Genomic DNA, 12,100 nt, shown 5'->3' with positions numbered 1-12,100 from the left:
ACCTACGGCGTCGAGCGCCCGCGCCGCGAGGTCGGCGGGACAGCGTGGGCGGGGACCACATACCGAGCCCCTGCTCGGCGCCCCACCCCTCGAACTGCTCCACCTCGGTGAACCCCAGCTTCGCCGCCAGCCGCATCGAGCCGGCGTCGGCGGTCTGCGTGCACAGCACCACCGGCTCACCCCGACACGCCCCTGCGAACCAGCCGAGGGCCGCCGCACACGCCTCGGGCCTTGCACCTGCTACCGGCGAACGAGCGGGACAAGGACGCGGAGATCCTGGCCCTTCGCCATCAGATCACGATCCTGGAGCGGCAACTGAACGGCCAGAGAATCGGCTTCACAGCGGGCGATCGGGCGTTCCTGGCAGCGATCCTGCACGGCACCCCGAAGGACGTACTTCGGCGTATGCGGTTGCTGGTACGGCCGGATACGGTCCTGCGCTGGCACCGTGACCTGGTCGCCCTCCGGCACGCCGCTCGATCCAGGCCCCATCGCGGGGGCCGACCGCGCACCGTCCGCTCCATCCGAGCCCTGGTCCTGCGCCTGGCCCGGGAGAACCCCAGTTGGGGCTACCGGCGCCTGCACGGCGAACTGCTCGTCCTCGGAGTAAAAGTAGCCGCCTCAACGGTCTGGGAAATTCTTCGGGACGCCGGCATCCCGCCTGCCCCCAAGCGCGCGTCGAACACCTGGGCGGACTTCCTGCGCTTCCCAAGCGACGCCCTCCTGGCCTGCGACTTTTTCGAAACCGTCACCCTGTCAGGAGCCCGACTCTCACCGACGCCGGGATCGAGGCAGTCCCCAGCGGCGTGCGCGTACCGCGCATGAACGCGATCATGGAACGCTGGGTGGAGACCTGCCGACGAGAACTGCTGGACCGCACACTCATCTGGAACCACCGACACCTCCTCCACGTGCTACGCGAGTTCGAGCAGTCCTACAACGAGCACCGCCCGCATCAGGGCATCGCCAACGCCCGTCCACGGCACCCGCTACCCGCACCAATCACCCATCCGGAGCAGATCGTCCGCCTCGACATACGAAAACACGACCGACTTGGCGGCATCCTCCACGAGTACCAACATGCCGCTTGAGGGCGCGGCTTCCTGTACCAGGCACGGGCCACCATGGAGCCCGGCCGCACCGTCACGTTCTCGAATGGGGCTACACCGGCGGTCCCAGCCTGCCGGCCGCCCCCCGCCCTCTGCCGCAGGAACACCCCCGCTGCCTCCGCGACGACTGACGCCACCGAACCCCCAGCGCATGCCGAGTGCGTCGAGCTCCCCGCCCCGGCCCTCGCCGAGCTTGTCGGCCTGCGTACGCGGCCTCTGACTGCCCGTCGATCTCACCCGGTCAAGTGCGCTGCGGGGCGCCGTCCCCGGTCACGCTCCGACTCGGACGTGGCAGCGCTGTCAGGTGACGGGCGGGCGGGTGAACCCTGCTTTACAGGAGATCCGCGGCGGCACGCCGAGCCCCATCATCCCCGATCATCCCTTGGTCATGTCCCGGTCATGTGTTGGTCAGGGTATAGCGGCATTGTTTGGCGCGACGGCGGCAGGCCAGGCAACGTCACAAGCCTGCACATTCGATGTCGGCAGATCGGCCACGTGCCGGACGGAGGCGCGGCACTTTCTGATCCCGGCCTGGGGGAGGCAAAAAAACCTGAGAGAGTCCGCCCGTCGAAACGCGGCGCTCAGGCAAGGACAGGCCGCGCATGGCATGCCATAGAACATGGACGCAAGTCGGTCTTCCGTTCCAGGTTGTCCAATATTGCAGTGAACCAAGGAGAGTTCTTGTGGGTAAGTGGATTGCAAGAGTGTTTCTCGCCACGACCGTGGCGGTCGGTCTGAGCGTGTCCGCCCTGTCTCCCGCTCAAGCGTCTGATGCGTTCTGGAAATTCCAGACTGTCTATGACGGCAGCCACGAGGGGTGCCTGACGGGCGGGAAGTTCTCCGGTCCGACGGCCGGCACGTTCGTAGGGCCTTGTGTCGGCGGCAGCGCTTACCAGGAGTGGGTCTTCATAACCAATAATTCCGACCACTACAATCAGCTCGATAATGTCGGGGAGTTCGGCGAAAGTGGTGCCCCCTACCTCAACCATTTTTGCCTCACGGTTGACGGCCCTGGCCAGCCTGTATATATGCGATCCTGTGTGGATGGAAGCAATCTTCAGGCGTGGCGTTACGACGCTTCTGCCGGGGCTTTCTTCAACAGGGCAGGGGTCTGCATTCAGAATGGTTCGGGCACCAGTGTGGTGGGGGTTTCGGGAGACTATGCCTGCGTCCCATGGGCGGGTTCGCACACCTGAACTGCTCGGCGCGCCCACCATCGCCTGACAGGAGCGCGAGTCCCCGTTAGCCTCGATCTTGCATGACGGTCCGTCGGTTTCTGCGGCGGGCCGTTTCTCTGTTGCGGGCTGGTTGTGAGAATGGTGGTGGCCCGGCTGTCGCGTCGGGTAGGCGCCGGGTTCCACTGCTCCGGTGGGGTGATGCTGTCCGCAGGGACTCGAAGGTGCTGGTCAGCCGGGGCTCGGCAGGGCTTGGAGCCGGTCGGCCGCTGCGGTGATCACGTCGGTCCAGGGCCAGTGCGCCGCGAGGCGGAGGTAGCGGCTGCGGCCGGTGGTGACGAGTTGCGCGGCGGCTGAGAACAGGCGGAAGCGAAGCTTCTTGGATTCCCAGCGGCGGGTCTTGCCGGTCAGGGCGAGCATCGGCATCCAGGCCAGCAGGTCCAGGGCGAGCTGGACGATCTCCAGCCAGATCTGGTTCTGGGCGAGGCCGTGGAGCGGGAGGTTGCGCAGGCCGGTGGAGCGGGCGTCTCGGATGCGGTCCTCGCAGCGGGCGCGCTGGCGGTGGCGCAGTTCGAGCCCGGCGATGGCCTCGCCGGGGGTGTTGGTGGCAAAGCAGGTCAAGCGCATGCCGTCGGCGTCGGTGAAGCGCAGTTGGGCTCCGGGGTGTGGGCGTTCCTTGCGGACGATCAGCCGCATTCCCTTCGGCCACCCCTTCAGGCAGTCTCCGCTGATCTCGGCTACCCAGGCGCCGTCGCGGACCTCGCCACCAGGTTCGACGGCCGGGGTCCAGGCCGATGCTGGGACCTTCAGTACGGTCTGGTGGATGGTGTCGGTGATGGTCATGCCGACCGAGTACGACAGCCACCGGCCCCGCGCCGCGAGCCAGTTGACGAACTCGTGGGTGCCGCCGCCGGAGTCGGTGCGGATCAGTGTGCGGCGCCCGCGCCGGAACCTCTTCGGGAGCTGAGCCAAGGCCTGTTGGGTGGCGGTGATGTGGTCGGCGGCGGTGTTGCTGCCCGCGTTCCCCGCTCGCAGCAGGCCCGCCACCGGTTCACCGGCGCCGCCCGCCCCGTGGTCGACGAAGGCCATGATCGGGTGGTGGCCGAAGGTCCGCTTCCAGGTCGCTGCGGCGTCCTGCTTGTCCGAGTGCGCGATCACCAGTACCCCGTCCAGGTCCACGATCACCTGTCCGCCCTGGTCGGGGGCGGTGTCCCCGGCCAACGCCCAGACATGTTCGCGGACCTGGGCGCGGGCCTGGCGGATCGCGGCCAGCGCGCGCTTCCCGCTGCCGGCAAGCGTGTCGACCAGGCGGGAGATGGTCGGGTCGGAGGCCACTGGCCCGAACACCGCCGGCTCGGCCCGCAGCATGGCGACATCGGACAGGCAGTCCCCGCCCAGCGCCACCGCGAGCGCCATATCCAGCAGGATCTTGCCTGGATCGTGCACCGCCCGCTGCTTTCGCCATGGCGCCAAAGCCGCTGATATCGCACTGTCCAGCCCGGTCTTGCGGACCGTCTCCGCCAGCAGCACGGCCCCGGCCTGGGAGACCACTTGCCGGCCACCGCCCTCGACCCGGACACGGGGGTACGACCCGGTAGTCTTCTTCACCTGAGGAGTGCAGCTTTCCTGACGACGACATGGATCCTAGACAAGTCCCATCGTCCCAGGTCAGATGCGCTCCTCGCTTATTTGATCAAGCATCGGACACCCGCAGTCGCGAAAGCGCGAGGTTAGGGATTCGACCTGCTGGGCGAGACCGACATCGCGGATCGCCCTCTCTCTGCTCGATCCGGAGCGCGCCAGCGGCAGTTCGCCTGACGCCGCGCGGAGGGCGGAGCCCGGTCGGCCGATCAAGCGGTGTGTTGTCAGGTTCTGCGGGATCGCGGTCGTCACCGTGCGCGGGGCCGGCGACCGCCCCGGTGACCCGGACGCGGCCTGAGCCGAGGTGCCCCCGGCCGCCGGGCGGCGCCGTGACGGCGCGCAGCCGGCTGCGCGGGCGCCGTGACGACCGGGGGCGGAGGCCTCGGCCGCGGGGGTGCCCCCGCCCGGGTCCCGGTCACGCCGGGGCCGGTCGGGGGCACCCGCCGTTGGCGGGGGGAGGTCAGCCCGACGTCAGGTCAGCCCGACGTCGCCGGTGCGGCCTTCAGCCGGAGGTCCGTACGGACCGTGCCGTCGGCGCGCACCTTGGCCTTGTGGTCCGCGGTGAGGTAGCCGGGGTCGGCCGCCCGCAGGGTGTGCTTGCCGGGATCGGCGACGAACAGGGTGTAGAAGCCGTCACCGACGGCCGGGTCGTCGGGGGTCGCGACGGTGACCGCCGTCACGTCCGGGTTCCCCGGATCGGCCACGGTGGCTCCGACCAGGCCGGCGCCGGTGTCGCTGTCGCTGACGACGCCGACCGCCAGGCCGCCGGAGACCGGGACCAGGTTGCGCGTCCCGACGTAGACGTCGTCGACGGACCAGAAGTAGCCCCAGTTGGCCACGAAGTGGAACCGCAGCTGCACCTTGTGTCCGACGTAATCGCGCAGCGGGACGTGCACGGACTCGTGGTCGTAGCTCCCGCCGCCCGAGGAGGAACTGGCCCAGGCGGTCTTCCAGGTGGCGCCGCCGTCGGTGGTGACGTCCACGCTCATCTGCTGCTGGTTCGGGTTGTAGACGAAGGCCGTCTTGAAGTCGAGCTCGGCCGACCGGTCGCCGGAGAAGTCGTAGACCGGGCTGATCAGCTGCGAGTCCTGGTGCGGGCCGATCGGCCCGTTGTCGCTCTCCACGACGGCGAAGGAGCCGCTGCCGCCGGTCGCGTTGCCGCGCGTGCCGGGATCGTCGAACTCCCATCCGCTGTCGGTGCCGGGGGCGCTGACCACGGTCCAGCCCTGCGGGGCCGAGGTGGTGGAGTCGAACGTCTGGGTCGCGCCGTCGGTCTTGGTCGTGTATCCGGCCGCCGGCGTGGTGGCGTCGGGGTCCGCTGCGAGCGCGAAGTCCTCGACGACCTTCTTCCTGGCGACGCTGACGGTCCGTTCGGCGGGCTCGTAGCCGGGCGAGCCGGCCATGACGCTCAGGCCGTAGGAGGCGCCCTCGGGCAGGGAGAGCTCGTAGTCGCCGGTGGCGGGATCGGTCCAGACCGGGGCTTCGGGTGACCCGTCCACCGCGACCTTCGCATAGAGCGGCCAGCCGTGGCCGGAGCCGTCCGTCACGGTGCCGTGGACCTTCTTCCGCGGGATCGCGGCCAGCCGGAAGTCACGGGTCAGCGACTGCCCGTCGGCCATGGTGAGGGGGACGGGGCTGGGCGTGGTGTAGCCGAAGGCCCGGACCGTCAGGTCCGTGATGTCACCGGCCGGCAGGTCCAGCTGGTACGCGCCCTGGCTGTCCGTCGTGGCGACGTTCAGGCCCGAGCCGATCTCGGCGTGGGCGACCGGCTTGCCCGTCGCGGCGTCCGTGACGGTGCCGGAGAGCGTGCCGTGCGGACCGCTGCGGAACGCGCCCAGGCCCGCGGGGGTGCCGAGGCCCGTCGGACCGTCGTAGCCGGCGCCGGCGTTGCACAGGTACGTGACGCTGCAGGTGCCGTTGGTGCCGGAGGTGACGTCGTTGAGCCCGGCGCCGCCGGTCGCGTACGGGTAGGCGGAGGGGTAGGTGCCCGGGCGCGGGGCACCCGCGAGGGCGTACACCGCGGCGATCAGCGGGCTGGAGGCGCTGGTGCCTCCGAAGCGCTGCCAGCCGATCACCTTCGTGCCGTACGTGCTGTAGACGGCAACGTTGTCAGCGACCGCGGAGACGTCCGCGACGCTGCGGCCGCTGCACCCGGTGTCCTGCTGGTAGTCCGGCTTGGCCTGGTACGTCGCGCAGCCGGAGCCGGGCCCGTAGTTGTCGCGCGACCAGACCGTCTCCGTCCAGCCGCGGGCGGTGTCCGGCGCGGGGGTCAGGTTGGTGCCGCCCACGGCGGTCACGTACGGCAGCGTCGAGGGGAACATGACGCCGTACCGGTTGTCGCCGGTCGCCGCGACCACGGCGACGCCGGGGTGGTCGTAGGAGGCTCCGTAGGTGGCCAGGTCGGTGGCGAAGTCGCCCACCCTGCCGTACGAGTTCGAGACGAACTTCGCGCCCATGGCGACCGCCCGGTCGACACCGGCGGCGAGATTCTCCATGCCGTCGTTGCTGGTCTCGATGAGCAGGATGTTCGCCGCCGGGGCGGTGGCGGACACCATGTCCAGGTCGAGGGATATCTCACCGGCCCACCCGTTGCTGGGCTGCGGGTAGGAGGTGCCGCCGCGCTGGTCGACCTTCCTGAAGCAGCCGTTGGCGGTCGTGCAGGCCGGCAGGCCGTACTGCTCGCGGTAGACCGCAAGGTCGGCCTCCGCGTTCGGGTTGTCGTACGCGTCGACGATGGCTATGGTCTGGCCGGCGCCGCCGTTCGCGGGCAGGCCGTAGGCGCCCTGGATGTCCCGCGGGCCCAGCCCGTCGGGGGTGGCCGCGCTGCTGAGCCTCCTTACGGGAGTCTCGTCCGCCACCCGCATCGCGAGGCAGGTTGCGTGGCCGGGGCTCGGTGTCCCGCAGACGGGTTCGAGCTCCGTCCCGTCATCCTGCTGCGCCGGGTCGGTCGCGGCGGGCGTCGACGCCGCGGCCGTCGAGGTCTGCACGGGTACGGAGCCGGAGGCCGGTGCCGCCTGCGCGGGCGTCTGAACGCCCAGCAGTACGAAGGCCGCGGCGGCGCCCAGGGCGGCGGCGCCACGGCCGAGTTTGCGGAAGCCCGTGGCGGCGCTTCTCGCGGGGTGGGACATCGACATCGTTCACCAATCGGTAGAGGACCTCTCACGGGCCCGTTCGTTGGCGGATCCAAGAATCTGCCGAAGATCAATTACGGTGACTGGTGGGTTACATGTCAACGGATCGCGCGTTGCAGGCACATTGCGCATCAGCCCATACCGAGAACAAGCACGACATTCGCACTTGCCCCAACAGGCAAAGCTCAGGGGGCTGTTCGGAATCGGATGACCCGACACGGTCGACGGGCGCAGCCCACGGGCCGCCTGGAACACCTGTCGGGCTCGGAAAGTCATCGCTGCAGGTAGCAGCGGTGGGGCAGGCTCGGCTGACACCATGTCCGCGTGATCGTTTCGTTGCTGTACAAGGTGGCCCGCAAGCTGCCGTCCGTCCCTGGAGTGCTTGCTGCGCAGCGACACCGAGAAGGCCGCCGAGGTGCTCGTGCTCCGGCATGAGAACGCGGTCCTGCGTCGTCAGATCGCCGGCCCGGTCCGCTACGAGCCCGCGGACCGGCTGTGGCTGCTGCGCTCTCCGGCCCTGATACCCCGTCACCGCCGGCAGGCTGTCTTCCCATGCCCGGCGCGCGGCTGGCATGGCACCGCAACCGGGAAGCAGGGTGAATCCTGCTCGCCCGTGCATCTGGTGCGCGATCCGTTTGGTCTTGGTGTTGACGCCCTCGGTGGGGCCGTCGCTGTACGCAAGTGTGAGCCCGGCGATCACGGCGTCGAGGTCGCGGTCCAGGCCTTGGGCGAAGGCGTGCGCGTGAGGCAGGTCGGCCGCTCGGATGTGGGCGATCCAGGAGGTGAGCGCGTCGGCATTGTCGGCATGCGGCGCCAAGAGCGGGGCGAAGTCTGCGATCGCCTCTGCCAGTTGGGTCATCTCGGGGCAGGCCGCGGTGAGCTTGGCCAGGAGTTCGTGTTGCTCGGCCTTGAGGTTGTCCGGCCTGCCCGAGGCTCTATCCCGAGCTGGTCCAGGAAGGTGTCGATGGCGGCGAGAAGCGGCGGGACGTCTCCCTTGTGCTGGGCGTGCGGTCCACCGGGGTTGGAGTTGTACACGACGCTGTGAACAGCCGCGTCAAAGGGGTGGCTTCGGGTGACCAGCCAGCTGTCCGGGTGGCCGGGCGGGTGATCGGTCGGCGGCTCCTGCGGCGGCGAGATGAACAGCCTGCTGTGGTCGGGGAGTTCCGCGCACACGATGTAGTCGCTGAGGCCGTATTCGACCGTGCATCCAGGCCACGCCGGCGCAGCGGGGTGGTGAGGTGCGCATATCCGTGCGCCTGATCGGAGGCCGAGGGGCTTTCGTCCAGGTCGAGGGGGCCATGGGTGCGGGCAGTGACCCTGCCACCGTGTCGTGCGATGGCCACCGCTATCTGGCCGGCATCCGGTGGCATGCCGCCTTTCTGGGAGGAGCGCCTGGTGGGAACGGGCTGGGCGGGATGATCATTTCCTGCGTGCGCCGGCCACGGGCATGTTGCCGGCGGCCCGGGGCGGCGAGGTGGTCTGCAGCGCCGGACCGGGCGGCGTGGCGACGTGCCGCGGGTGCGGCACCCGGTACGGCAGCAGGACCGCGACCTGCGCGCCGAATCCCTCTCCGGCCGCGGCCAGTTCCCTGGTGAGGGCGTCGGCCTGCGCGGCCAGCAAGGACAGGCGGGCGGCGATCTTGTGGCCCTGAGCCGTGTCGAGGGCGTCGGCGAACTCCGCGCACACGCGGAGGAAGTCGCCGAGTTGCGGGAGCGCTCCGCGCTGGTGGTCGCCGGCGTCCACGGCTGAGGCGATGGAGCGGGAGACGTCCCCGGTGTGCGCGGAGGTGATGACGTCCTGGATGAGGGTGCCGAGTTCGCCCTCGGGCTGAGGCTGCTCATTGCGCCAGGGAGCGTCGGGCCGCAGCACTCCGGCAGGAACCGGGGGCGGGCTGGCCCGGCCCGCTTCGTACTCGGTGTCGTACCGGCCCTGGCCGGTGATGTCGCCGCCGGGGCTTCCGCCAGCGCCAGGACGGTCGAGTCGTCGTGCTCGGTCCAGTAGGCCAGGGTGATCCGGCGGCTGGGCCGCGTCGTACCAGGACTCGAACGGCTCCAGCTCCCCGCGCCGAGCAGCAATCCGCAGTTGGCCGAGCCGTTGGCCCCATCTGAGCCACCAAACGAAGCCGCAAGTTCGACCTCAGTAGTTGTCTCGCCGGGCGCTGCTAGACCGAGTTGGGGTCGAGACGATTAGTCGGCACCCCGTTGTTATAAGTAGCTACACCGTTACCCATCGACCAGTCCGCTTGGGCGACTGTGAACAGGTTGAAGAAGACGTCCTCCCGCCGTAGGTGCAGCTTATCGTGCAGTTCGTCTACGACAGCCTTGTAGAACTCGGCCTTTTGCTCAGGGCTTGCGACGTCAAGGAAATCAAGCTGGATAAAAACACAGTTCTCTGACCGGTAGATGCCGAGGTAGTCGGGGTCGTAGAGGAAGTTCTCGATTTTGTGTTCGGTGATGACCTGGAAGCGATCTTCGGGCACACCCAGATGTTCGATCATCTTGTCGTACACGGCGTTCGCAATGGTCTGGCGGTATTCTACCGACTTCCCCTCCACGAGGTCGATCCGTGCGAGTGGCATGACAAACGTCCTTCCTTTGCGCAGAGGGGGCGCGGCACCATCTCTACGATGCGATCATAATCACGGTCCCACGTTTTTCTAGCACCACAGCCGGGTGTGTCCAGCTATCGGTATAACTCGGGCGGTGTGAGTTATCGAGGTTGAACTCGTGATGTTGTAGCGGGCCGACGGTCCGCGGCCCGTGGGGCGTTGGGGAAGCCTGCGGCACGCACAGCATGGCGAGTTTGATCACTGAACGGCAGCGTGTGCGGTGTGAACGGTCGGCTGTCGGCGGGCGGGTGCCGGTGGGCGAGGTCGACCAGGGCCGGGCCGTGTCCGAGCCGGGCGGCCAGCATCGGACCGGCATCAGCGGTGCGCTGCGCGGCGGCCTGGTCATAGGTCGTCCAGGCCAGGGCGCTGTCGCCTTCGCGCATACGCCGCACGGTGTCCAGCCACTGGCCGTGGACGCGGCGGCCGTGCCGCAGTGCTTCCCGCAGAGCCGGCAGCACGGCCCGCTGGGCCAGTGCGAGAGGCTTGGCGGTCCTCTCCAGGTGGTCCAGCAATTCGGGTCCGTGCTGGGGGAAGGACCGGAAGTCCTCCCACAGCGCCTCGGGGCGGGCGTGGTCGAGCTGGCCGAGGATGGCCGCGCCGATCCCGGTCCCCTCGTCGGCGGGCCATGATCCGCGGACCAGGACGCGGGCGATCTCGGCGGACAGCGCATGCGCCAGCCGGTCCCCGACTTCCTGTACCCGGAGGTGGTGCACGGCCTGCCGGCAGGCGGCAGCAGGGCTGCGGTGATCGCCTGCGCCGCCAGGGCGGGATCGCCGGGCACGGTCAGGGAGGGCGGGGCGGCCGGGGCGTCGGCGAACGGGCCGATCAGACCGGTGGGGGCGAGCACTCTGACCAGTAGCTTCCCGGCGGCGCCCGGCTTGTCCACCACGGAAAGCTCCGTGCCCTGGCGGTCGGTGACCACCGATCCGAAGGGGATGCGTTCGTTCCCGCACCGCGCCGATGAGGTCGCCGGCGTCCCACAGGCACTCGGCGAGATCCTGCTGCCAGACGGGCATGGCGTAGACCTCGATCCGGGACCGCCAGGCCCCCGGCAGAAGCGCGGCGATCCGGTCGGCGGTGTCGCCCAGCCAGATTCGGCTGCCGGCGGTCAGCGTCATGTCCTGGTCGGCGGCCAGCCGGGTCAGGGCGGTCAGTGCCCGCCGGGCCGCGTCTGCATCCGCGATGGCCAGGGTGCTGGTGCCGTCCTCGCGCCGGCTGAATCCGGCGGTGGCCAGGAGCGTGTCTGCTTGCCCGTAGCGGGTGCCGCCGGTGACGGCGACGATCCCTGTACGGGCGCTGAACGCGAGGGTGATCTGGGTCCCGGCCGGCAGCGTATTGCCGCTCACCGGCCCCCCGGCCCACGGTTCCGTCCCCACCCGTCAGCAGGGCCACGTGGAATCGGGCTGTCCGGCCTGGTGACGGTGCGGTGCGTGGTGAGCAGGGGCGCCAGGTCGGGTCGGAGAAAGCTGTTGGCGGGCCGGGTGACCGGTTCCGGGGTCAGCAGGGTGGTGAGGAAGGCGCCGGTGACCGGCGCCGGGATGTCGTGGGAGAACCCGGCCCACCAGATCACCTCCGTGCCACCGGGGGTGGCGAGCGTGGCGGCTGCCATCATCAGGGTGTCCTCGCCGCCGGCCAAAGGCGGGGCGCTGGAGTCCCGGTCGCGCAGGAGTGCCATGGCTCGGGTACCGCGGTGGCGGGTCTGCCACTCGACCAGGTTGGGGTCGGCGTGACAATCCCAGTCGGCGATTCCGGGTCCCGGCAGGGTGACCAGGCGGCCGTCGGAGGGCAGGTTGTAGATCACGTGATCCGGGACGTGGTCTCGTCGGCGCGCAGGCGGCTGCGCTCGACGCCGGGGACCGCCGCCGTGCGGTAGCCGTGCCACGTGCGTCAGGGCCTGGGTCAGGGCCTGCTGGGCGTCGGCCATCGGGATCATCGCGTCGGTGAGCTGCTCGATGGCCTCCCGCTGCCGCAGCGGGACCGGCTCTTCGCTGGTGAGGGTGGTGGTGATCCAGGCCGTCGCGCGCTCGGTGTAGTGGCTCATCCACGCCACAGGTTCGGAGGCTCAGCCGGCTTGATCGCCGCACGGTCGGTAGGGAGTGCGTCGATCAGGTCGCCCAGCCGCCGGGCGAGGTAGCCAAGCGTGCGCGGCTCGACGGTATTGCCCATCACGCGGGCCGCGGGCTGATAAGCGGCCGGTGGCCGAGGACGGAGGCGAGGTCGTTTCCTGATCTCCACGGGAAGACCCGGGCGGCGTCCGCACCCTGGCGTCCTGCGAGTGGGTCCGCAAAGGACTGCCGCTGTGTCTGATCGGCGATAGCGGCACCGGCAAGTCGCACCTGCTCTGCGCGGCCATCGTGGACCGCCTCACCTTCGGCGGCAACATCATCGGAACCGGCAGCGCCCCCTACCGCCTCGCCCACACCAAGGCAGCCCGAC

Annotated in this window: 7 protein-coding genes and 5 pseudogenes; 4 read left to right on the top strand and 8 right to left on the bottom strand. The window is 69.7% G+C overall.

The genetic code is table 11. From position 1 onward, the window contains the following. Positions 1-37: 37 nt before the first annotated feature. A pseudogene (locus tag OG900_06005) lies at positions 38-226 on the bottom strand (GNAT family N-acetyltransferase). Between the two features lie 179 nt (positions 227-405). Between OG900_06005 and OG900_06000 the strand changes: the two are divergent. Both OG900_06000 and OG900_05995 read left to right on the top strand, forming a co-directional pair. Beyond that, positions 406-1,091 (top strand): annotated as a pseudogene (locus OG900_06000) (integrase core domain-containing protein). Positions 1,092-1,792: 701 nt separating this feature from the next. Beyond that, complete coding sequence (locus OG900_05995; protein ID WUH89737.1) at positions 1,793-2,305, top strand: RICIN domain-containing protein; 513 nt, start codon at positions 1,793-1,795, stop codon at positions 2,303-2,305. A gap of 210 nt (positions 2,306-2,515) precedes the next feature. Here the strand turns inward: OG900_05995 and OG900_05990 are convergent, their stop codons facing one another. Together OG900_05990 and OG900_05985 are read right to left on the bottom strand one after the other, a co-directional pair. Beyond that, positions 2,516-3,892, bottom strand: a complete 1,377-nt coding sequence (locus OG900_05990; protein ID WUH89736.1) for an IS1380 family transposase — start codon at positions 3,890-3,892, stop codon at positions 2,516-2,518. Between the two features lie 509 nt (positions 3,893-4,401). After that, on the bottom strand, positions 4,402-7,059 hold the full coding sequence (locus OG900_05985) for a carboxypeptidase regulatory-like domain-containing protein (GenBank protein WUH89735.1): 2,658 nt from the start codon (positions 7,057-7,059) through the stop codon (positions 4,402-4,404). A 321-nt stretch (positions 7,060-7,380) separates the two neighbouring features. Between OG900_05985 and OG900_05980 the strand changes: the two are divergent. Further along, positions 7,381-7,638: pseudogene (locus tag OG900_05980) on the top strand (integrase). Between the two features lie 7 nt (positions 7,639-7,645). On the opposite strand, the pseudogene OG900_05975 reads toward OG900_05980, so the two are convergent. The 5 genes and pseudogenes from OG900_05975 to OG900_05955 form a co-directional block, all read right to left on the bottom strand. Further along, positions 7,646-7,987 (bottom strand): annotated as a pseudogene (locus tag OG900_05975) (transposase). 488 nt (positions 7,988-8,475) lie between these two features. Continuing rightward, complete coding sequence (locus tag OG900_05970) at positions 8,476-8,925, bottom strand: hypothetical protein (GenBank protein WUH89734.1); 450 nt, start codon at positions 8,923-8,925, stop codon at positions 8,476-8,478. Between the two features lie 292 nt (positions 8,926-9,217). Continuing rightward, positions 9,218-9,634, bottom strand: coding sequence for a tautomerase family protein (locus OG900_05965; GenBank protein WUH89733.1), 417 nt, complete (start codon positions 9,632-9,634; stop codon positions 9,218-9,220). Positions 9,635-9,765: 131 nt separating this feature from the next. Then, entirely contained in the window at positions 9,766-11,010 is a 1,245-nt protein-coding gene (locus OG900_05960) for a hypothetical protein (GenBank protein ID WUH89732.1), read from the bottom strand. Then, positions 11,007-11,705 carry a hypothetical protein gene (locus OG900_05955; GenBank protein ID WUH89731.1) on the bottom strand — a complete coding sequence of 233 codons (699 nt, stop codon included), beginning with the start codon at positions 11,703-11,705 and terminating at the stop codon, positions 11,007-11,009. Before OG900_05955 ends, OG900_05960 begins: the two co-directional genes overlap by 4 nt. Positions 11,706-11,925: 220 nt before the next feature. Here OG900_05955 and OG900_05950 point away from each other — a divergent pair. Then, positions 11,926-12,099 (top strand): annotated as a pseudogene (locus tag OG900_05950) (ATP-binding protein). Position 12,100 lies beyond the last annotated feature (1 nt).

The organism is Streptomyces sp. NBC_00433 (genome assembly GCA_036015235.1).
Lineage (GTDB): Bacteria > Actinomycetota > Actinomycetes > Streptomycetales > Streptomycetaceae > Actinacidiphila.
The sequence above is the reverse complement of the archived record's forward strand: the minus strand, read 5'-3'. Positions and strand labels throughout refer to the sequence as shown.